General features: G+C 32.1%; 26 protein-coding genes. 20 read left to right on the forward strand and 6 right to left on the reverse strand.

All coding sequences use genetic code 11. The annotated features are described in order from the left end of the window. From ACI313_RS09195 to ACI313_RS09205, 3 genes are all read right to left on the reverse strand, one after another. Positions 1–218 (reverse strand): hypothetical protein (locus ACI313_RS09195; protein WP_439755845.1); only part of this gene is annotated, 218 nt, incomplete at its 3' end. Beyond that, the gene (locus ACI313_RS09200; RefSeq protein WP_439755846.1) at positions 215–1,573 is read right to left on the reverse strand and encodes a DinB/UmuC family translesion DNA polymerase; all 1,359 of its coding nucleotides are present in this window, start codon (positions 1,571–1,573) and stop codon (positions 215–217) included. The genes ACI313_RS09195 and ACI313_RS09200, both read right to left, overlap by 4 nt. Positions 1,574–1,628: 55 nt before the next feature. Beyond that, positions 1,629–2,714 (reverse strand): FAD:protein FMN transferase, encoded by a 1,086-nt coding sequence (locus tag ACI313_RS09205; protein ID WP_320608072.1) that lies wholly within the window; start codon positions 2,712–2,714, stop codon positions 1,629–1,631. 141 nt (positions 2,715–2,855) lie between these two features. On the opposite strand from ACI313_RS09205, the gene ACI313_RS09210 reads away from it, so the two are divergent. The 13 genes from ACI313_RS09210 (at position 2,856) to ACI313_RS09270 (ending at position 14,545) form a co-directional block, all read left to right on the forward strand. Then, positions 2,856–4,148: an RnfABCDGE type electron transport complex subunit C gene (locus ACI313_RS09210; protein ID WP_320608071.1), complete on the forward strand. Its 1,293-nt coding sequence runs from the start codon at positions 2,856–2,858 to the stop codon at positions 4,146–4,148. A gap of 12 nt (positions 4,149–4,160) precedes the next feature. Next, positions 4,161–5,300, forward strand: coding sequence for an RnfABCDGE type electron transport complex subunit D (locus ACI313_RS09215; RefSeq protein ID WP_320608070.1), 1,140 nt, complete (start codon positions 4,161–4,163; stop codon positions 5,298–5,300). Beyond that, positions 5,297–5,803: an FMN-binding protein gene (locus tag ACI313_RS09220; RefSeq protein ID WP_320608069.1), complete on the forward strand. Its 507-nt coding sequence runs from the start codon at positions 5,297–5,299 to the stop codon at positions 5,801–5,803. Before ACI313_RS09215 ends, ACI313_RS09220 begins: the two co-directional genes overlap by 4 nt. A gap of 10 nt (positions 5,804–5,813) precedes the next feature. Further along, positions 5,814–6,536, forward strand: a complete 723-nt coding sequence (locus ACI313_RS09225; RefSeq protein WP_320608068.1) for an electron transport complex subunit E — start codon at positions 5,814–5,816, stop codon at positions 6,534–6,536. Beyond that, positions 6,533–7,111 carry an electron transport complex protein RnfA gene (locus tag ACI313_RS09230; RefSeq protein WP_320608067.1) on the forward strand — a complete coding sequence of 193 codons (579 nt, stop codon included), beginning with the start codon at positions 6,533–6,535 and terminating at the stop codon, positions 7,109–7,111. The genes ACI313_RS09225 and ACI313_RS09230 overlap by 4 nt, the downstream gene beginning before the upstream one ends. Positions 7,112–7,173: 62 nt before the next feature. Further along, positions 7,174–7,299, forward strand: a complete 126-nt coding sequence (locus tag ACI313_RS09235) for a hypothetical protein (protein WP_320608066.1) — start codon at positions 7,174–7,176, stop codon at positions 7,297–7,299. Further along, positions 7,296–7,601, forward strand: a complete 306-nt coding sequence (locus ACI313_RS09240; protein WP_320608065.1) for a (Fe-S)-binding protein — start codon at positions 7,296–7,298, stop codon at positions 7,599–7,601. Before ACI313_RS09235 ends, ACI313_RS09240 begins: the two co-directional genes overlap by 4 nt. A 134-nt stretch (positions 7,602–7,735) precedes the next feature. Continuing rightward, complete coding sequence (locus ACI313_RS09245; protein ID WP_439755847.1) at positions 7,736–8,662, forward strand: ABC transporter permease; 927 nt, start codon at positions 7,736–7,738, stop codon at positions 8,660–8,662. Positions 8,663–8,674: 12 nt separating this feature from the next. Then, positions 8,675–9,604, forward strand: coding sequence for an ABC transporter permease (locus tag ACI313_RS09250; protein WP_320608063.1), 930 nt, complete (start codon positions 8,675–8,677; stop codon positions 9,602–9,604). A gap of 14 nt (positions 9,605–9,618) precedes the next feature. Then, positions 9,619–10,623, forward strand: coding sequence for an ABC transporter ATP-binding protein (locus ACI313_RS09255; RefSeq protein WP_320608062.1), 1,005 nt, complete (start codon positions 9,619–9,621; stop codon positions 10,621–10,623). Between the two features lie 2 nt (positions 10,624–10,625). Continuing rightward, the gene (locus tag ACI313_RS09260) at positions 10,626–11,597 is read left to right on the forward strand and encodes an ABC transporter ATP-binding protein (RefSeq protein ID WP_320608061.1); all 972 of its coding nucleotides are present in this window, start codon (positions 10,626–10,628) and stop codon (positions 11,595–11,597) included. Positions 11,598–11,614: 17 nt separating this feature from the next. After that, positions 11,615–13,252 (forward strand): peptide ABC transporter substrate-binding protein, encoded by a 1,638-nt coding sequence (locus tag ACI313_RS09265; RefSeq protein ID WP_320104409.1) that lies wholly within the window; start codon positions 11,615–11,617, stop codon positions 13,250–13,252. A 75-nt stretch (positions 13,253–13,327) separates the two neighbouring features. Further along, positions 13,328–14,545 carry a M24 family metallopeptidase gene (locus tag ACI313_RS09270; RefSeq protein WP_320608060.1) on the forward strand — a complete coding sequence of 406 codons (1,218 nt, stop codon included), beginning with the start codon at positions 13,328–13,330 and terminating at the stop codon, positions 14,543–14,545. A gap of 1 nt (position 14,546) precedes the next feature. Here ACI313_RS09270 and ACI313_RS09275 read toward each other — a convergent pair whose 3' ends face one another. Beyond that, positions 14,547–16,184 (reverse strand): Rqc2 family fibronectin-binding protein, encoded by a 1,638-nt coding sequence (locus tag ACI313_RS09275; protein WP_320608059.1) that lies wholly within the window; start codon positions 16,182–16,184, stop codon positions 14,547–14,549. 88 nt (positions 16,185–16,272) lie between these two features. Here ACI313_RS09275 and gmk point away from each other — a divergent pair, with 88 nt between their 5' ends. The 7 genes from gmk to rbfA all read left to right on the forward strand — a co-directional run bounded on the left by gmk (position 16,273) and on the right by rbfA (position 21,760). Continuing rightward, positions 16,273–16,851: a guanylate kinase gene (gmk, locus tag ACI313_RS09280; protein ID WP_439755848.1), complete on the forward strand. Its 579-nt coding sequence runs from the start codon at positions 16,273–16,275 to the stop codon at positions 16,849–16,851. 97 nt (positions 16,852–16,948) lie between these two features. Then, positions 16,949–17,407 carry a ribosome maturation factor RimP gene (rimP, locus tag ACI313_RS09285; RefSeq protein WP_320608057.1) on the forward strand — a complete coding sequence of 153 codons (459 nt, stop codon included), beginning with the start codon at positions 16,949–16,951 and terminating at the stop codon, positions 17,405–17,407. A 10-nt stretch (positions 17,408–17,417) separates the two neighbouring features. Further along, on the forward strand, positions 17,418–19,004 hold the full coding sequence (gene nusA / locus ACI313_RS09290) for a transcription termination factor NusA (RefSeq protein WP_320608056.1): 1,587 nt from the start codon (positions 17,418–17,420) through the stop codon (positions 19,002–19,004). Positions 19,005–19,012: 8 nt separating this feature from the next. After that, a complete protein-coding gene (gene rnpM, locus ACI313_RS09295) occupies positions 19,013–19,270 on the forward strand; it encodes an RNase P modulator RnpM (protein WP_439755849.1) in 258 nt (85 codons plus the stop codon). 19 nt (positions 19,271–19,289) lie between these two features. Next, positions 19,290–19,553, forward strand: a complete 264-nt coding sequence (locus ACI313_RS09300; protein ID WP_439755850.1) for a L7Ae/L30e/S12e/Gadd45 family ribosomal protein — start codon at positions 19,290–19,292, stop codon at positions 19,551–19,553. A 9-nt stretch (positions 19,554–19,562) separates the two neighbouring features. Then, a complete protein-coding gene (infB, locus tag ACI313_RS09305) occupies positions 19,563–21,413 on the forward strand; it encodes a translation initiation factor IF-2 (protein ID WP_320608053.1) in 1,851 nt (616 codons plus the stop codon). Between the two features lie 2 nt (positions 21,414–21,415). Further along, positions 21,416–21,760: a 30S ribosome-binding factor RbfA gene (rbfA, locus tag ACI313_RS09310; RefSeq protein WP_320608052.1), complete on the forward strand. Its 345-nt coding sequence runs from the start codon at positions 21,416–21,418 to the stop codon at positions 21,758–21,760. A 279-nt stretch (positions 21,761–22,039) separates the two neighbouring features. Here rbfA and ACI313_RS09315 read toward each other — a convergent pair whose 3' ends face one another. Further along, positions 22,040–22,165, reverse strand: a complete 126-nt coding sequence (locus tag ACI313_RS09315) for a hypothetical protein (RefSeq protein ID WP_439755851.1) — start codon at positions 22,163–22,165, stop codon at positions 22,040–22,042. A 131-nt stretch (positions 22,166–22,296) separates the two neighbouring features. Then, entirely contained in the window at positions 22,297–22,488 is a 192-nt protein-coding gene (locus ACI313_RS09320; RefSeq protein ID WP_439755852.1) for a serine aminopeptidase domain-containing protein, read from the reverse strand. Positions 22,489–22,681 lie beyond the last annotated feature (193 nt).

Here is a 22,681-nt window from a genome sequence, read left to right on the forward strand (position 1 = left end):
GTAGAGTTAGATTCTATAAAAGAGAGTGTTTCATAAATATATTGTTTCATATCATTATCAATTTCTATTTTGTCTATATGGAATTGATTTGCTTCATCTATTTTTTGTTCAAAACCTTTTAGAGCGCTAAAAGGAAGGAAGATTTTTGCACGAGTATTTAAGTCCATCTTAGGACTGGAAAAAGGATAATCAGTATAAATTAAACGGTCTTCTTTCATGCTTTATGTCCTCCAATTTGTTTGTTACGATCGATAGTAGTTGCTGCACTTTGTAAATCAGTACCTTTTAGTACAGCATTTTTACCGTATTTTTTATGAATTTCTAAAATAGTTTTATGTAGCTTGTCATCGTTTTCCATTTTTTCAACATCATCAAATAAAGAAAGTTGTTCAAAAGTTTCATGTGTTGGTTTAACATTGTTAGCACTAATGTTAATGCGCCTAAGTTTTAATTGATTATTTACATAGCGATTATATACAGCTAAAACATTTGATAAGATTTTATCTAAATTAGAAGTATAAGAAGATAAAGAAATTGATTTTGATATTCCTTTAGGAAGGCTTCTACCATATGCATCGATTACAGTTTCACCAGCAAATGATGGTTGTGCTTCATATCCTATAAAAAGAGAAATAGAATTTGTTTGTATTTTTTTAATTGTTAAATCTAAAATCATTTGATTAATCATTTCCCGTACGATAATTTCACCTTCTTTTTTGGAATATCCACGCGATAAAACTTGTCCATAGGTCATACTTTTACAGGAAGGTGAATATTGTTTGATATTTTTTATAGTACATGGCTCATATCCCCAGGCATGATCAATTAAAATTTCAGCATCAACTCCGAATTCTTGATAAAACCAGGCTTCGTTGCTGATTGACTCTTTAGCGATGTCTCGCATTGTGAATAAGCCATGATTTTCCAGACGATTTGCGATACCTTTTCCAATACGCCAAAAATCAGTTAATGGCCTATGATTCCATAGTTTTTTTCGAAATAATATTTCGTCAAGATAGGCAATACGCGCTCCATATTGATCAGGAGTTGTGTGTTTTGCGACAATATCCATCGCAATTTTAGCTAAATATAGATTCGTTCCTATTCCTGCTGTTGCCGTAATACCAGTTTCAAATAAAACTTCTTTGACTAATTTTCGACAAAGTTGTTCTGCGTCCATCTTATATAAAGAAAGATAAGAAGATATATCAATAAAAACCTCATCTATGCTGTAAACATGAATGTCGTCTTTACTTATATATTTAGTATATATCTGGTAAATGCGAGAAGAATATTCAATATAAAGTGCCATGCGTGGAGTAGCGATGATATATTCAATTGTTTGTCCTGTTTTCTTTTTTATTTCAGCTATTTTTTGTTCAACTTCAAAAAGACGACAACGACCAGGTAATCCTAATTTTTTTAAAGAAGGAGATACGGCTAGGCAAATTGTTTTTTGCGAACGAGAACTATCGGCAACTACTAAATTAGTCGTTAAGGGATTTAATCCTCTTTCAATGCATTCAACAGATGCGTAAAATGATTTCAAATCGATTGCTAAATATGTATTCATATGCATATTTTACCTTTCTAATTGACGCTATGCATGTCAAAAAAAAGGACTTTTATTAGTCCTTAATTGTTATAGAATCTGGATCTGTACAAGATATGTTATATTCGTCAGTTTGATAATCACATTCTTTATCGGATTTATCTTCTATCCATATTACATCAATGTCCATGTTGAGTTCATTGATAATATCAATAGCTTCATCTTTTTCAATGCAAAAGAATAATGTACTTAGTGCATCTGCATATCGTGAATCATCCATAATTACGGATACAGAGTGATAACGTGTAGCTGGGTATCCTGTACTTGGATCAATAATATGAGAATAACGTTGATTGTTTGCTTGATAATAACGTTGATAATCTCCACTTGTTACAATGCTTATTGGTTTTTCGGTGTAATAAGTTAAAAGACTTTCGTTTGTATCAGGTTTTTGGATTCCAATACGCCATCCATCTTCTTTTTCACCCAATAAGACAACATTTCCACCGGCGTTTATGAAGCCATTTGTTAATCCTTGTTCATTTAGTTTTTCTTTTACTTTTTGAGTCGCAAAACCTTTAGCAATTCCTCCTAAATCTAAAGATACATCTGGATCTAGAAGCTGAACGCTATCTTTTGTTACTTTGATTTTATCAAATCCTTTATGCTTTAATGCTTCTTGTAATTCTGTTTCACTTGGAATACTTCCATCTTTTCCTTGATCGTTTAATTCCATTCCTTCCATACGATATTCATGCCATATTGATAATAAATCACCGCTTGTAATATCGAATTCAGGACTTAATTGATATACTTCTTGAGCAATTTCAATGCATTCAATTAATTCTTTATCGACTTTAACGGGATGTTCATATCCTTCATTATTGATGGTATAGACATTGTTAATGTCATAAGCGTTGTATTGATCGAACAAAGAGTTGTAATAAGTATATTCACTCTTAACAATATCAACGTATTTATCAAAATCAGAATCTGAACTTGTGCAACTTAATGTAATTGCTGTATCAAAACCAGCATCGGTCAAGGTAATACTCTGGGAAGTAACTTTTGGTTTGTCGTTATTTATATAAAATACCAGAGAACATATAAGCACTAAAAAACAAATTGATAAAACCAGCCAATATTTGATTGATTTTTTCATGGGTAAATTATAAGAAAATTTAAATATCATGTCAATTAAGTAGGAAATCAATATGTACATTTGTTTATTATTTTATTGTACTTAATCACTTGCATGAACCACTGAATAATACTAAAATGTAAATATTGGAGGGAAAAATGTATGTCATTATTTTTAGGACCGATGAAACACCATATTCCTGGAAAAAAAGAGCTTACTGAACAAAAAGATGTAGTCTCTTTAATGCCAAAAAAAGAAGTTTATCTTCCTTTAATAGCAGGAAATAATACTGATTTTGACATTTTGGTAAATGAAGGTGATAGTGTTAAAGTTGGAACAAAATTGGCAGAAACAAAAACTGGTTTCTATATTCCAATTTATTCAAGTGTATCAGGCATTTATAAAGGAACGGCTAAACGTATGCATAGTTCTTTAAAACCTCAACTACATATGGTTATTGAATGTGATGGAAAGCAAGAACAAGTACAAGCGTTTGCGCCAATGGATTATGAAAAAGCTAGCCGTGAGGAATGTGTTGAATTTGTCAAAAACGCAGGAATCGTCGGATTAGGAGGGGCTGGATTCCCAGCATATGTTAAATATGAAAAACCAGAAGGAATTGAAGCAGTGATTATTAATGCTGTAGAATGTGAGCCATATGTTACAGCAGATTATAAAGAAATTATGTCACATGTAGATGACTTAATCACTGGAGCTTCAATTTTGAAAAAAATGGCAAATACAAATAAAGTTTATATTTGTATCAAGAAAAGCCATCCAGATTTAATTAGTAAAGTGCAAGATGAATTGAAAAATAATCAAGAAATCCAAGTTAAAGTGGTTTCTGATGTTTATCCAATGGGATGGGAACGTGTTTTAGTGCGTGAAGTTCTTCATAAAGAATATGATCGTTTACCGTCAGAAGCAGGTGCAATTGTATCGAATGCATCAACAGCTATAGCAGTGGCAGATGCCTTTGTTAAAGGACAACCAATTATTAAAAAAGTTGTTACTGTTTCAGGAGAAGGGGTAAAGACCCCTCAAAATGTTGAAGTCCCTGTTGGAATGGCCGTTAATGAAATTATCGAAGCATGTGATGGATATACTACTGAAAGTGTTCGCTTAATTGCTGGTGGACCTATGATGGGAAAAACACTTGTCAATGACATGTGGGTTATTGATCGAGCAACAAATGCAATTACGGTATTACCTCATGTTGAAGACGATGCTATTGCTTGTTTACGTTGTGGTAAATGTTCTGATAATTGTCCAGCTGGATTACAACCTGTTCGTATTGCTCAAGCAGTAAAGGTTAATGATGTAAATGAAATGGAAAAACGTGGAGCTTTGAGTTGTATCGAATGTGGATTATGTACATATAATTGTCCAAGTCACATTGATGTAACAGAAAATGTTCGTAAAGCAAAACGTGTTTTAATGATGAAAAAGAAGTAGGAGGTTTAGTAGATGAAGTTTAATTTTCATGTTAGTCCAAACCTTAAAGCAAAACAAACAACACAAAAAATTATGCGTGATTTAACAATTGGATTATTAGTTGTTTTTGTGGCATCTGTTGTTTATTATGCTACTTCTTGGTCTGGACGTTATGCAATGCAATGTGTCATTTTATTAGTAAGCTCATTAGTTACAACACTTGTTTGTGAAGCTGTGTTTGCTAAAATAATGAAACAAAATATTTTAAAAAGTTTAAAAAATTCTTTTGGTTGGATTACATCTTTAATTTTAGTTATGATGGTTCCAATTAATACACAAGTATATGCAATTATTGTTTCAACAGCATTTGCTATTATTTTTGGTAAATTGTTATTTGGCGGGTTTGGTCAAAATATCTTTAACCCTGCTGCAGTTGGACGTGCTACTATTTTTGCAGCTTTTTCTGGGGCTACAACAAATTTATTTACTGGAGCAACGCCAACAGCAACAATTGCAAGTACATATAATTGGATGCCAAGTACAGCTAGTGCTTTAGATGCTTTTCTTGGTCAATTTGGTGGATTTGGTGGATTAGCAATCGGAACTTATCCAGGAGCCATTGGAGAAACATTTACTCTTCTTATTTTAGTTGTTGGAATTGTATTATGTTTACGAAATGTAATTGATTGGCGCGTTCCAGTTATGTATTTAGGAACAATCTTTGTGATGACAGCTGTAATAGCAGTTTTATCAGGATTTGAATCTTACCACGGAATTCCAAGTTTTATTTGGTATCCATTATTACATCTATTAACTGGAGGAGTTGCTTTTGGTGCAGTATTTATGTTAACTGATCCAGTAACATCACCAACAAGTGCATCAGGTCGTACTTTATTTGCGATGGGAGCAGCAATTTTAACTGTTTTAATTCGTGTAACGGCTAATTTACCTGAAGGATGCTTATATTCTATTTTATTGATGAATATGTTCACACCAATGATTGAATCTGCATTAGATGGTAAACAATTAGAAGTGAAGAAAAAAGCAATTAAGGGATTTATTTGTTTTGCAATTTTAGGATTAGCAGTTTCAGTTTTTGCTTCTGCATCTGTTAAACCTGTTTCTGTTGCAAGCAATACAACTACTATTGTAGAACAGGAGGAAACAATATGAAGAAAGCTATTCATTTAGGTGTTTTTCTAGCTGTTGTTTCTGCTATTGCAGGAGGTGCTTTATCATATGTTAATGGAATCACTTCTCCTATTATCGAAGAAAATAAATTAGCAGTTGAAAAAGAATCTTTACTTGTAATGTATCCTGAAGCCACAGCGGATGATTTTGAAATTGTTGATGGAGTAAGTACAGATACAATTACAAAAGTTTATAAATACAATGATTTTTATATTTTTAATTTAGTTGTTTCAGGTTATAAAGAAGGAACAACATTCTTGGTTTCAATTGATTCGAATACTGAAGTAATTGATAAATATCAACCATTATCAAATGGAGATACTAAAGGTATTGGATCAAAAGTAATGGATGAACCATTTAAAACTTCTCTAGAAGGAAAAGTTGCATCGGAACAACTTGATACTATCAGTGGAGCAACCGTTTCAAGTACCCCTGTTGTAAAGGGTATTAATGAAGCTTGTGAAGTAATGAAAGGTTTGAAATAAGGTGAATGATATGAATCGCTGGCAAAATTTTAAAGCAGGTTTAATAAAGGACAATCCTGTATTTTCACTTTATTTAGGAATTTGTTCTACTTTAGCTATTACTACAACAGTAAACAATGCCATTGGTATGGGTGCTGCTGTTATCATGGTTTTAATTATGAGTAACGTGATTATTTCATGTATTCGTAAAATTACACCAGATGAAATTCGTATCCCTGTTTATATTGTAATTATTGCATCATTAGTTACGATTATTCAAATGTTGATTGAAGCATTCGCTCCTGCATTGAATGAAAGTTTAGGGGTATTTATTCCATTAATCGTTGTAAACTGTATTATTCTTGGTCGTGCTGAAGCATTTGCAAGTAAGAATGGTGTATTGGATTCAGCAATTGATGGATTGGGAATGGGATTAGGATATACTTTAGCAGTTGTTGTGATGTCGTTTATTCGTGAGCTTTTAGCAACTGGTGGATGTACAATTACAAATCCATTTAATACTGCACAAGTATTGTTGAGTTTCTCAATTATTCCTGAACAATATACAATCAGTTTATTCTCATCTTCTGTAGGTGCATTTGTTACTTTCTCTGTTCTTGCAGCAATTGTTGCTCATATGAAAAATAAAGAAGCAGATCGTATTGCGCTAGAAGAAAAAGAAGCAAAGAAAAAAGAAATGGAAGCCAAAAAACAAGCGGCTATGGAAGCTAAGAAAGGAGCAAATGTTGCATGATTAAAGAATTATGTACTTTATTAGTTACAAGTGTATTAATTAATAATGCGATTTTAAATCAATTTTTAGGAATGTGTCCTTTCATGGGTGTTTCTAAAAAACGTAGTTCTGCTCTTGGAATGGGAATTGCAGTTGTATTTGTTATTTTTGTTGCATCTATTGTTACTTATGCACTTTATTACTTGGTTTTAGTTCCTTTACATATTGAATACATGAAATTAATTGTCTTTATTTTAGTTATTGCTTCATTGGTTCAATTATGTGAAATGTTTATTAAAAAGACAAGTCCATCACTATATAAATCATTGGGTGTTTATCTTCCTTTGATCACTACAAACTGTGTTGTTTTAAATTGCTGTTTAGCAAATATTTCGAATGGATATGGAATTGCTGAAATGCTTGTATATTCAATCGGTACTCCTTTAGGATTTGCTTTGGTATTGTATATTTTCTCAAGTATTCGTGAAAGATTAGATACTAGCAATGTTCCTAGACCATTTAAAGGAAATCCAATTGCTCTAATTGTTGCTGCTATTATGGCAATGGCATTTAGTGGATTGGCAGGAATTGTTTAATGAAAATACTTTTGGCAATCATATTTCTATTAGTGATGGTCTCAATTTATATAGGTTTATATTTGTTAAACAAAAGAACTCCTTTGCCAGAAGGATGTGAAGATTTAAAAGCGGATTGTGAAGGATGCCATGATTATTCATGTACAAATAATCCCGCTCATTATAGAAAGAAGGAAGAATTACAATGATTTATGCAATTCTTGTTATGTTGATTCTAGGTGCTATTCTTGGAATTGGATTAGGTGTTGCTGATAAGTTTTTGAAAGTTGAAGCAGATCCTAGAACAGAAAAAGTATCTACTATGTTGCCAAATTATAATTGTGGTGGATGTGGATATGCTGGTTGTTCTGCTTTTGCTGAAGCTATGGTAAATAAAGAAGTAAATACTTTTTTATGTAAACCATGTAAAGCTGACAAGAAACAAGAAATTATTGAATACTTGGCTAATACACCAGGTCCAGATGGGTCAACTGTAAACATTAAAGGTTAAATGAAATTTGCACAGCGTTTGCTGTGCTTTTTTTTGAAATTTTTATCATAAAAAATGTCACTAGAAAAAAATTTACAATTTATTGAAAAGTTTTCAATCTTTATGTATAATGTTACATATATTGCTGAGAGGAAGTGAATATTTTGTTTAAATACATTGTGAAGCGTGTGCTTATTGGGTTTGTAACCTTATTTATTTTAGCTACAGCAACATTCTTCTTAATGAAAGTCACACCGGGTTCACCGTTCAGTGCTGAAAAATATAAAAATCCAGAAGCTTTAGCAGCTGCTAAAGCAAAATACAATTTGGATAAACCAATTATGGAACAATATGTTTTATATATGGAAGATCTAGCACATGGGGACTTAGGTGAAAGTATGGTTCACCAAGGGAATACAGTTTGGTATTACATTGAACATGGTTTCCCAGTGACAGCTCGTTTGGGTGTTGTGGCATTTATACTTGCCATTTTCGGAGGAATTTCACTTGGCGCGGCTGCTGCGCTATCAAAGAAAAAATGGGTAAACAATCTTTGTATGGTGATTGCAACAATTGGAGTCAGTGTTCCTTCGTTTTTGATTGCGATGATTTTAATTATTGTATTTGGTGTTGAGTTAAAATTATTGCCTTTCGTTGGATTAATTAGTCCAGCTAACTATGTTTTACCAGCTATATCATTGTCTTTATATCCAATCGCAATGATTGCTCGTTTAACAAGAAGTAGTTTACTTGAAGTTATGAAACAAGATTACATTATCTTGGCTCGCTCAAAAGGAACACCATATAAAAAAGTTATTATTAAACATGCATTAAAAAATGCGATGTTACCTGTTATTACATATTGCGGACCTATGTTTGCTTTCTTATTAACTGGTTCATTTGTTATTGAAAATGCATTCTCTATTCCAGGAATTGGTAAAACATTTATTACATGTGTAACTGACCGTGATTATCCGGTTATTATGGGTGTTACTATTTTCCTTGGAATCATCATTATTACATTTAATATTTTGACAGATATTATTTCGGCGATGGTTGATCCACGTATCAAATTAAAGTAAGGAGGGTACAAAATGGAAGAAATTAAAGATTTTGAATTAACTCCTGAATTGTTTGAACCGCTTGAAGAATCTGAAAAAAACGCGGAAAAAATTGCTTATGAAAGTAAAACATATTTTCAGGATGCATGGGCACGTTTCAAAAAGAATAAATTAGCACTTATTGGACTATGCTTCTTAGCTGTGATGGTTATTTGTTGTGTAGTTATTCCAATGGTTTCACCATATACATATGATGGACAAAATATGGCAATTGCAAGTCAAAATCCAACTTTGGCTCACCCAATGGGTACAGACAGATTTGGACGAGATATTTTAGTTCGTGTAATGTGTGGAGGTCGTATTTCATTAAGTGTTGGTGTTATTGCTGCCACTATTGCTCTAGTTGTTGGAGTTGTATACGGAGGAATTGCTGGATATGTTGGCGGAAAAGTTGACATGGTTATGATGCGTATTGTTGACTGTATGTATTCAATTCCTGATACTTTATACGTTATCTTGATCGTTGTTGTTTTTGAGCCAAGTATGTTCTCAATTTTATTGGGTATTTCTATTTCAAGCTGGATGGGAATGTCTCGACAAGTTCGTACACAAGTTATGACATTAAAAGAACAAGAATTCTCTTTAGCTGCCTTTGTTTTGGGAGCTAGTTCAAAACGTATTTTGTTTAAACACTTGATTATCAACTCAATGGGACCTATTATTGTTCAATTTACGATGTTAGTTCCTTCTGCAATTTTCTCAGAAGCAACTTTAGGTTATTTAGGAATTGGGTTAAGTGTTCCTCAAGCATCTTGGGGTACATTGGCAAATGATGCCAAAGGATTAGTTGCGACTCGTCCTTTAGAATGTATGTGGCCAATATTAGCAATCTGTTTAACAATGCTTGCTTTAAACTTTATTGGTGACGGATTAGGTGATGCCCTTGATCCGAAGAAGAAATAGGAGGTTTTGATACTATGGCTATGTTAGAAGTAAACCACTTATCCACAGAATTCAAAACTGATAACGGAATAGTTAAAGCCGTTCGTGATGTTTCTTTCAAAGTGGAAAAAGGTGAAGTATTAGGTATTGTTGGAGAATCTGGTTCTGGTAAATCGCAGACGATGTTCTCTATTATGGGATTATTAAGTGGTAATGGATATGTAAGCGAAGGAGAAATTACTATTGATGGTAAAGACATTTCTCCAAAAAATTACAGTGAAAAAGAATATGAAAAAATTATGTCAGATATTCGTGGAAATGACATGGCAATGATTTTCCAAGATCCAATGACATTCTTAAATCCTGTATTAAAAATTGGTACACAATTAATTGAGCCAATTTTAAATCATAATAAAATTTCGAAACAAGAAGCAACTGAACGTGCTATTGAATTAATGCGTAAGGTAGGAATTCCTTCCCCAGAAACACGTTTAAATCAATATCCATTTGAATTTTCTGGTGGAATGAGACAACGTATTATTATTGCAATCGCATTGGCATGTAATCCTAAAATTATTATTGCCGATGAACCAACTACAGCCCTTGACGTAACAATTCAAGCGCAAGTTTTAGATTTGATTTCAAACTTAAAAGATGAATTAGACTCAGGTATTATTATGATTACACACGACTTAGGTGTAGTTGCTAGTATTTGTGATCGAATTAATATTATGTATGGTGGTAAAGTTGTTGAAACTGGAACAACTGATGAAATTTTCTATAATCCAAAACATCCATATACAATTGGATTATTATCATGTATTTCAAACCCTGAAGATGATGTAAAAAAAGAATTACATCCAATTCCAGGTTCTCCACCTGATTTATTAAATATTAAAGAAAACTGTCCATTTGCGGATCGATGTGAAAAAGCAATGAAAATTTGTAAAATGAAGATGCCAGAATTTACTGAATATTCTGATAGTCATCAATGTGCATGTTGGTTGTCACATCCTATGGCAAAAGGAAAGGGGGAATAGCAGTGCCAAAACCAATTTTAGAAATTAAAGATTTAAAAGTCTATTTTGGTGGAGGAGGATTTATTAAAAAAGCCCCTCTTGTTAAGGCAGTTGATGGATTAAATTTAACGGTCTATGAAAATGAGACTTTTGGTTTAGTAGGTGAATCTGGTTGTGGTAAATCTACAACTGGACGTGCCATTGTAAAGATTAATAAAATTACCGATGGTCATATTTATTATAATGGCGTTGATATTGATACAATTAAAGGAGAAGATTTGAAACAATACAAACGAGATGTTCAAATGATTTTCCAAGATCCATATGCTTCATTAGACCCTCGTATGACAGTTGGTGAAATTATACGAGAACCAATGGATATTCACAACATTGGTACCAAAGAAGAAAGAGAACAACGTGTGCGTGAATTACTTGAAATTGTTGGATTAAAACCTGACCATATTCGTAGATACCCACATGAATTCTCTGGAGGACAAAGACAACGTATCGGGATTGCTCGTACCTTGGCTTTGAATCCTAAATTTATTGTTTGCGACGAACCAATCTCTGCACTTGATGTTTCGATTCAAGCACAAGTTATTAACTTACTTGAACATCTTCAAAAAGAGATGGGTATTTCTTATCTTTTCATTGCTCACGATTTAAGTATGGTTAAACATATTTCAGATCGCATTGGAGTAATGTACTTGGGAAATTTAGTCGAAGTAGGGGATGCAGAAAGTCTTTATCGTCATCCTATGCATCCTTATACTGAAGCGCTATTGTCATCTGTTCCTATTCCAGATCCGAAAACTGCGCGACAAAGAAAGAGAATTGTGCTAGAAGGTGAACTTCCTAGTCCAATTAATCCTCCTTCAGGATGCGTGTTCAGAACACGTTGTCCTAAAGCAATGGAAAAGTGTGCACTTGAAAAGCCTCAAATGAAACAAGTTGGAGATCGTAAAGTGGCATGCCATTTATATGACGATAAATAAAAGGAGAAAAGAAGAAAATGAAAAAAGTATTAACTGGTGCAGTTAGTATCGCTATGGCTGCAACAATGTTAGCTGGATGTGGTGGTAGTGATTCTAATTCTAATACTGTCCGTGTAGCCGTTGGTGGAGATATTAACACACTTGACCCTGCAAAAGTTGATGCATCTATCGATGCAAATATCATCAATAATATGTATGATGGTTTGTATAAATTAGATTCTGATGGAAATACAATACCTGTATTAGCCACAGATATGCCAGAAATCAGTGATGATGGCTTAACTTATACAATTAAATTCACTGAAGATGCAAAATGGTCTGATGGTGAACCATTAACAGCCGATGATTTCATTTATTCATGGAAACGTGGTGCTGCATTAGGTACTGCTAATGCTTACTATTCAATGTTCATCACAAAATATATTTCAGGTGCTATTGACGGTTCTGGAGATCCAAATGCATTTGATAACATGACTGATTTCGGTGCTGTTGCATTAGATGATCACACAATTCAAATTACATTAAAAGACCGTGTTCCTTTCTTTACTTCTGTATTAGTAAGTAATGCATTCTATCCATTACGTGAAGATATCGTTGGGGAAGATCCATTAGATGATTCATGGGCAAAAGGAACTGATTATCCTGTAGTCGGAGCATTCGTTCCTACAAAAGTTGACTATGCTGCTGGTGTTTCATTAACTAAAAATGAAAACTACTATTTAGCTGATGAAGTTAAATTAGATGGTATTGAATATACAGTTATGACTGACCAAGACTCAGAAGTTTCTGCATTCAAATCAGGTCAATTAGATCTTGCTACTTCAGTTAACCCTGAAACAGTTTATGCTGATGATGAATTAAAAGAAAGCATTTATACAATTGACCCATTCGTATGTAACTACTACATCTTATTCAACTGTGGTGATGAAAACGATCAATCAACTGAAGGATTAAAAGCATTAAAAGATGTTGATATCCGTCATGCAATTTCTTGGGCAATTAATCGTGAAGAAGTAGCTGCTGCTTCTGGTTATGGTGACGCTGCTTATCCATTATATGGATATGTACCAAGTGGTATTCCAGGTGCACATGGTGACTTCCGTGAAGAAACTGGTGATGAAACTAAATACGATTTAGAAGCTGCTAAGAAAATCATGGAAGACAAAGGTTACAGTGCAGATAACATGTTAACTCTTGAATACAAATACAACGATACAGCAATGCACAAAAATATCGCTCAAGTATTACAAGCTAACTTAAAAGAAATCTACATTGATTTGAAATGTACTTCTACTGAAAAATCAACATTCTTCGATGCTCGTGACAAAGGAGACGGTGAAACATTCCGTCATGCTATGTCTGCTGACTACTTTGATCCAATGACATATCTTGAAATGTTATATGGTAAAGATACTGCTGGTAACTTAACTGATGATGCTACATATGAAAGCATGCTTGATGCAGCTAATGCTGAATCTGATCCTACTAAACGTTTAGAAATGTTAGGTGATGCTGAAAGATACTTAGTTGAAGACCAAGCTTATATCGCACCATTAATTGGATACTCTGATCCATATTTACTAAATACTAACTTAAAAGGTCTAGTTTCTTCACCAGAAGGACACTATGATTTAACTCGTGCTTATTTTGAATAAGTAATATAAAAATGAATAGGAATTAAGCTACTTTGGTGTTACCATTAAAGTAGCTTTTATTTTGGAGGTAAAAAAATGAAAATTCGCTCGCTAAAAGAACAATACACACTTCAAGAAAAATGTCTTAAAGAAAGACTGGATTTAATCTTACCTGAAGTTATGTTTGATTCAGAAGCAGATATGTGGATTGTGGCATCAAAAGAATATAATGAAGACCCTTTGTTTAGAGCCATTACACCACCTGATTATCCTACTGCACGTCGTATTACCATGTTTGCATTCGTAAAAGAAGATGATTATATTCATCGTTTTTCGTTAAGTATGCCAGACGAAAGTCTAGAAAAATACTATGAACCATTTTATAAATTTGGAAAAGAAACACAAATGGAAGCACTTGTTCGTTTATTTAAAAAATATGATCCAAAAAAAATTGCGATTAATTCATCCTTAAACTTTTCTTTTAGTGATGGACTTTCAATGGGAATTTATACTTTATTTTTGGAAAATTTACCTGATAAATGGTTAGACCGAATGATTTGTGATGATATGTTAGCTGTTAAATTGATGGAAATTCGTACTCCAACCGAATTAGCACTTATGCCTGAAGTCATGAGTGTTGCGGATTCAATTATGGAAGAAATGTATTCATCTAAAATTATTGAGCCAGGAATCACTACATGTGATGATTTAGTTTGGTTTATGAAAGAAAAAACACATGAATTGGGTCTTGAATATTGGTTTGAACCAACTATGGATTTACAAAGAGAAAATGGTACTTCACCAAGAATGGATCATTGTGTTATTGAAAAAGGGGATTTAATTCATTGTGATTTTGGAATTCGTTATATGAATATGTGTACGGATACACAACGTCTGGCCTATATTTGTAAAGATTATGAAGATAGTGTTCCACAAAAATATTTAGAAGGAATGAAAATAGGAAATCGTTTCCAGGATATTGTCATGAACAATATGGTTGAGGGACAAACCGGAAATCAAGTATTTACAAAATCAATTTCTCAAGCTAAAGAAGAAGGAATTCAAGCGACACTTTATTCTCATCCTTGTAATATGTATGGACATGGTCCTGGACCAACTATTGGTTTATATTCTCAACAAGAAGAAATTCCTGTTAAAGGGGATGTCGAAGTATCAAACAATACTTGTTATGCTCTTGAATTAAATGTAAAAGTAGAGGATATATATTATTATTTAGAAGAAACAATTGTGGTTGATAAAAACGGAGCTCGTTTCTTATACGCAAATCGCGATCAAATCACATTAGTAAAATAGCCTATCGTACTTGATAGGCTTTTATTATATCTTCTATTTCTTTTGAACTTGGATCAATATAAATTGTCTTATATGATTTCATTGAAACAAGGCCCATAGGAGCACCGGGAATCTTTTTTAATTGAGAAACAAGGCAATAATCAACAGGAACACTACTTGAATCTTTTCCTTTGGAATAATATGCAGCTAATTTTGCACATAAACGGATGTTTTCTTCATTGTATGTTTCACTTTTTAATAGTACATGACTTCCATGATAATCTTTGACATGGAACCATAAGTCTTGTTTTCTAGCTAGCGTATGCGTAATGTAATTGTTTTGAATATTGTTTTTTCCTACAAAAATATCAGAATCATTAAAGTGTAAATGAAGAATATTTGGTTTTTTCTTCTTTTTAGAATTAACCTTATTTTTAGGTTTTAACACTTTTTTAACAATCAATTCTTCTTGTATTTCTAAAGCATCTTCGATAGAACAATGCATTAATTGTTCTTCTAATTGAGTATAGTATTGAATTTCATTTTCACAAGCATCAATTTGTTCTTGTAATATTGATAAGCTTCTCTTTAATTTATGATACTTTTGATAGTATTTATTAGCGTTATCTTTTAAATCGTAACGCATATCAATTGGTATATTTACTTCTTCATTGTTTTCAAATGATGGTAGCGTAACAATTGGTTCTTTTTTTATTTGATTCATATAACAAAATAATAAATCGCCATATACTTGATATTTTTGGTAATCATGAGAATCACTTAGACTTTTCTTTAGTTTTGGTAACTTTTTGATATTTTTATTCTTTTCTTTTTGGACACATTTAAAAACATCACCACATTGTTCCTTTAAACGAATACGAGTTTCATTTTCGCTATATAAAATAGATAATCCACTCATTAAATTATAAGTCTTCGCATTTTGTTTAAGATGCTTTAACTCAATACAATGAAAGTCTTTTTCGTATACATATAAAGTATTTGATTGAATAAGTTCTTGTATAATATCATCGTAAGATTCATTAAGAAATTTAATACGATATATAAATTCATTCGATAAAAGAGGAGAAAACCCATGAATTTGTTTTACTAACGATTGGTCTAAGTCTATTTTTTGAACTTGAAGAGGATTCATTTTTTTACCCGCATCCGGCAGTGTATATAAAGCTCCTGGATGAATAAGTCTTTTCGAATTTTCATATACAGGAATTCTTTTTAGTGCATCAACAATGATATTATTTTCATTTACTAAAATAATATTGGCATATTTTCCCATTAATTCAATATATAATTTAAAGTGAACCAAATCTTGAAATTCATTTCGATTAACAATTGAAAAACAAATAATGCGATCAAAACCAATTTGTTCAATAGATTCAATTGTCCCTTGAGAAATATTTTTTCTTAAAACCATCACGAAGTTGCTTGGTGTTTTTTGAGTGTTTGTTATGGAATCTGTTAAATAAATGCGATTTGTATTTGAATGAACGTTAACGATACATTTTTGATTTCCATAAGAAGGGACATGAAAATGAAATTGAATCTCTTCTTCACTTATATTCTGTATTTTTCCAATTTTACATGGAATCATTTTATTTATATGATTTTGTATATTATGTAATAATAATCCATCTAAAGCCATAAAAAACCTCCGGTTCATATTATATCATAAAAAAATACTTTGACACCTATGTTACATACTTGTAAAATAATAAGAAAAGGAGAAAGATATGAAACGTGGTTTGTTAGTAATTATTAGTGGACCTAGTGGAGTTGGAAAAGGTACAGTTCGTAAATATTTTGAAAAAAAAGAAGAACTAAATCTTGTTTACTCTACTTCGATGACAACTCGAAAACCTAGAAATGGAGAAGTAAACGGGAAAGATTATTTTTTCGTATCTCGTGAAGAGTTCTTAAAAGCTATAGATAATCATGAATTATTAGAATATGCTGAGTTTGTGGGTAACTATTATGGAACACCTATTAGTGAAGTCAATCGTTTACGTGATGAAGGTAAAAATGTTCTTCTTGAAATAGAAGTACAAGGAGCTAAACAAGTTCAGGAAAAATGTCCTGATGCGATTAGTATCTTTATTATTCCTCCTTCATTAGAAGAACTTGAAAAACGTATACGAGGTCGTAACTCAGAACCAGAAGAAATCGTGCAACAACGTTTGTCAAAAGCTGAGAAGGAATTAAAACTGGTTAATCAATATAAATATATTGTTTGCAATGATGATCCTGAACTTGCTGCTAGTTTAATTGAAACTATAATTTTACGTAATATCGAAATTGAAGAAAATAAATAAGTACTTGAAAGTTATCTGTTTTTGTGATAAATTTTCAGTGATAGGAAATGAAGGAGTGGGTAAAACCACTCCTTCGTTTTGGAAAAGGAGAATTTTTATGGATCATCTAAATAAATGGATTGAAGAAGTATTAGATGAAAATGAGTGTAGTTTGTATGAATTAGAATGGCTAACAAACCAAAATCCACCATTACTAAGAATTTCTATTGAAAAAAAACAAGGTGTAATCGACCTAGATACATGTGCTAAATGTTCAGATGCGATTTCAACTATGTTAGATGAAAAAGATTGGTTCCAAAAAGAATATATGTTAGAAGTATGCTCACCGGGTGCTGAACGTGAACTAAAAACTGATGAGCAAATTCAAAACGCAGTTGGTTCATATGTTCATGTTAAATTTAAAGATCCTAAACAAGGTTTAGATTGTGTTACTGGTGATTTAGTTGACGCAAACGATGAAGACATTACTGTAAGTTATAAAGATAAAACAAGAACTAAAAAAATTACGATTGAAAAATCAAATATTGCATTGATTATGACAGCTGTCAAATTATAAGGAGAAAAAAATGAAACAAGAAATGAGTTTAGCAAATGCGTTAATTGGAGTTGAAACAGGACGCAAATTGCCAAAAGAAGTTGTAGAAGATGCTCTTAAAGAAGCGATGCAAAAAGCATATCGCAAACAAATTAATATTCAAGATGCATATGTTCGTGTTGAAATTGTAAATGGTGAAATTGAAATTTATCATGAAAGAATTGTTGTTGAAGAAGTTTTTGATGATGAATTAGAGATTTCACTTGAAGATGCACGAAAAGTAAAACCAGATGCACAATTAGATGATATGATTCCAGAAAAAGTTGATTTCAAAGATTTTGATCGTGCTGCGGTTGTTCTAGCAAAAAATGTAATAAAGCAAAAAATTCGTGAAGCTGAAAAACAATTGGTGTATGAAGAATATTGCGATAAAATCGATGAAATGGTTTTAGGAACAATTGAAACAGTTGAAGAAAAATTTATTATTGTCAATATTGGTAAAACATTAGCAATGATGAAGCGCTCTCAATCTATGCCAAATGAAGACTATAAAGAAGGACAAAAAATCTTAGTTGTTATTAAAGAAGTAAATAAAGAAACTAAGGGTGCACAAGTTTTAGTTTCACGTGCTACTTCTGTATTAGTTCGTCGTTTGTTTGAAAAAGAAGTTCCGGAAATTTATAACGGAACAATTGAAATAAAAGCCATTGCTCGTGATCCAGGTGAAAGATGTAAAATTGCTGTTTATTCACACAATGAAAACATTGATCCAATTGGAGCTTGTATAGGACCAAGAGGTTCTCGTGTTCAAGCTATTATCAATGAATTACATGGTGAAAAAATTGATATCTTTGAATGGTCAGATAACATTACTGATTTAATTTCAAATGCATTATCACCAAGTGAAACAGTTGCAGTTATTCCAAATGAAAATGTTAAAGACGGTTTAATTGTTGTAGTACCAGATAGTCAATTATCATTGGCAATTGGAAAACGCGGAAAAAATGCTCGTTTAGCTGTTAAATTAACAAATCGTAAAATTGATATTAAATCAGAATCTGAAATGAATGAACTAGGTGTTGATTACATGTCAATTGCTAAACAAATGCAAGAAGAATATGAAGCTAAGAAAGCAAAAGAACGTGCTTATAAGCAACAACAAAAAATTGAAGAACTTAAAACTTCTGAATTAGATACTCTTGGAGTGGATGATATTGATTTCACTTACGATGAAGATGAAGTAATCGAAGAAGAAAATCATAACGAAGATACTTTATTTGCTGCTGAACAAGAGAAAAAATTATCTGAAATTGAAGAAGCAGCAAAAATTGCTAAAGAATTAAGAAAAGATAATGCTTTAGGTGAAAAGAAAGAATATACATCTAAATTTGAAGAATTTGCAGATGCTTCAAACAAAAATGAAGTCGTACAAACTGTAAAAGAAAAACAAGAAGTAGTTGAAGAAGAACCTGTAATCATTAAGAAAACTAATTTTGATTCAATGCAACCAATTTATTCTGAAGAAGAATTAGCTGAATTGGATGAATTTGAAGACGATGAAGAAAACAAATGGGATGAAGATATTGATTACGAAGAATATGACGAATATTATGACTAGGAGATAACATGAGAAAAATTCCAATGAGAAAATGTGTTGTTACACAAGAAAGATATCCAAAGAAAGAATTGATTCGTGTTGTAAGAACGCCTGAACAAGAAGTAGTCGTTGATACTACGGGAAAAAGAAATGGACATGGAGCTTATTTAAAATTAAATAAACAAACAGTTATTCTTGCTCAGAAAAATCATGCCTTAGATCGTGCATTGGAATGCGAAATTCCTGCTAGTATTTATGAACAATTAATGGAGCTATGTAGTGAATAGATTTGTTAATATTTGTCAAATGGCATTTAAGGCTGGTAAAGTGAGTTTTGGGAGTACTCTTATACCTTCAATTCAAGACAATGAAGCAAAACTTGTAATTTATTCAAGCAAATGTGGTCAAAATCGAAAAAAGAAATTAAATGATAAATGTAACTTTTATCATGTTGAATGTGTCGAAATTAATGAATTGATTTTTAACGAGATAACGCAAAAAAACATTCAGTCATTTTCAATAACTGATAGTGGTTTTGCAAGATCAATTATGAATGAAATGAAAGGATAGGTGGTTTAGATGGCTCAACAACAAAATCGTAACAATAACAACAAAAACAAGAAATATAAAGGAAAGCCTCAAAAAAATAATCATGCACCTAACAGTGTAAAACACGAGGAAGTTAAAAAGATTAAATATAGTGAGGCATTAACAGTTGGTCAATTAGCCGATTTAATGCATAAGAAGAGCTCAGATATCATTAAATTCTTATTTATGATGGGGAATATGTCTACTATCAATACTGTTTTAACAGATGAAGATATTGAATTAATTTGTATGGAATTTGGTATTGAAGTAGAAAAAGAAGTTGTAATCGATGAAGATAACATCGAAGAACAAATTGAAACTATGCAGGAAGATGAAACAAAAATGGTTTCTCGTCCTCCTATTATTACAATCATGGGACACGTTGACCATGGTAAAACAACTTTATTGGATACAATTCGTAAAACAAATGTCACTAGTGGTGAATTTGGTGGTATTACACAACATATCGGGGCATACCAAGTTAGTGTAAAAGGAAAGAAAGTAACTTTCTTAGATACGCCAGGACATGAAGCTTTTACAGCAATGCGAGCTCGTGGAGCACAAATTACGGATATTGTTATTATCGTTGTAGCTGCTGATGATGGTGTAATGCCACAAACAAAAGAAGCAATTGACCATGCCAAAGCAGCCGGTGTTCCAATTGTAGTAGCAATTAATAAAATTGATAAACCAGGAGCTAATTTAGATCGTATTTATGCTGAAATGGCAGAAAACGGTGTAATGCCTGAAGAATGGGGTGGAGAAACAATTTTTGTTCCTATCTCAGCTAAAACAGGACAAGGAGTTTCTGATTTATTAGAAACAATTCTTTTAGTTGCTGAAATGCAAGAATTAAAAGCTAATCCAGATCAATTAGCAAGTGGTACAGTAGTTGAAGCAAAACTTGACAAAGGACGTGGCCCTGTTGCAACTTTATTAGTTCAACGTGGAACACTTAAATTTGGAGACAACATTGTAGTTGGTACAAGTTATGGACGTGTACGTAAGATATTAAATGATCGCGGAATGGAAATTAAATCAGCTAAGCCAAGTACTCCAGTTGAAATTATTGGATTAAATGAAGTCCCAAGAGCTGGGGATGTATTTATGGCTTATGATTCATATAAGAAAGCGCAAGAGATTGCTTCTCATCGTTTAGAAAAACAAATTTTAAAAGAAAGAAATCAAACAAGCGCAATGTCATTAGAAGACTTAGCACGTAAAATTGATCAAGGTGAAATGCAAGAAATTAATGTCTTAATTAAAGCCGATGTTCAAGGTTCTGCAGAAGCTCTAAAAGCATCTATTGAAAAATTAGAAGTAGGAAATGTTCGTGTTAATGTTATTCGTTCTACTGTAGGAACTATTACAGAATCAGATATCATGTTAGCTATGGCTAGTCATGCTATCATTTATGGATTCAATATTCGTCCAAATGCTGCTATTCGTAAGAAAGCTGAAGAAGAAGGCGTTGAAATTCGTTTACATAACATTATTTACAAAGCTCTAGAAGAATTAGAATCAGCTATGAAAGGTTTACTAGCTCCAGTTTATGAAGAAGTTGTCATTGGTCAAGCAGAAGTTCGTCAAACTTATAAAGTGTCTAAAGTTGGTACAATTGCTGGTTGTATGGTTACTTATGGTGTTGCTAAACGTGACAGTAAAGTTCGTTTAATTCGTGATGGAATCGTTATTTACACTGGACAATTAGGTTCATTGAGACGATTTGAAAACGATGTTAAAGAAGTAAATAATGGTTTTGAATGTGGTATGACTATTGCTAATTTCAATGATATTAAAGTTGATGATATTATTGAAATGTATGAAGATCAGGAAGTATAAATATGTCAGTTAAACAAGAAAGAATGGATATGATTTTACATCGTGAAATTTCAAAGATTCTTCAATTTGAAATTAAAGATCCTAAATTAGGTTTTGTTACAGTCACAGATGTTCAATGTACAAATGATTTAAGTATTGCCAAAGTGTATGTAACATTTTTAGGTAAACAAGAAAGAAACGATGCTGGAATGCGTATCTTACAAAAATCAAAAGGGTATATACGTTCTTTATTAGCTAAAAGAATTAAAATTCGTAAAATGCCTGATTTGATTTTTATTCAAGATACAAGTTTACAACAAGGAAATAAAATTGAATCTATTTTAAAAGATATTGAAAATAAAGGATAGAGTAAAGCCGTGTAAAATAACTACGCGGCTTTTTTGTTATTGGTTTTGTAATGCAGATTCCATAAATTGTATGATTCCATCAACGACTTCGTCTTTAATTTCTTTGTAATTGTGAACTTCATAGCGATAACCACTGTATAATTTGGTTTTAACTTGATGACCTGTCTTTGCTAGTAAATTACTTGTTTCGTATACACTTTGTCCGTAATTACCAACTGGATCTTGAACTCAAGCAATATTATAAATTTATAATTCAATAGATACTATTTTAGCCCATTCTTAACCTTGAATATATAAAATCACTTGTGTAAAATCATACATTGATTTATTCGTATTTGGTTTGGTAAAAGCATCAAATGGATCATTGGCATGATTGAACTGGACGTATTCGTATGGAAAATCCATTCATTTCCATATGTTACTATAAAATCACGTGTGATCCTTAACCCCATTGAATGGCCAAATAAGAAATAAGGAATTTTAGGATACTTTTCTTTTGTGATTGTCATTAATGAATGCTCATCTTCCATCATAGTCTAATATCCGTCTTTTCCATAATCACCCCAAGAAATATTAACGATTGCTGTTTTACTATGGCCAACATGATCATCGCAACTAATGATATAACCAGCTTCCATCAAATTAACAATCATATGTAAGTAGCGACTTGAGTGTTCAGTAAATCCATGAACTAATTGGATAATTCCTTTTAATTTACAAGCAAACACATAAATTTACGGACTTACTTGATTTATTGTGCTAAGAAGGAGATTCAAATTCATTTAACATAACTTTCACATTGAATTAGCCACTTTTAATTTCATGTTAAAACATAAAAAAAGGATGCAACAGCATCCTTAAATTGATGGATAATCAAATTTAACCGGGGTCTGCTAAACCGGGGTCATTAACTGGGGTCTG

The sequence above is a fragment of the Floccifex sp. genome (genome assembly GCF_051873495.1).
In the GTDB taxonomy this organism is placed as follows: domain Bacteria; phylum Bacillota_I; class Bacilli_A; order Erysipelotrichales; family Erysipelotrichaceae; genus Floccifex.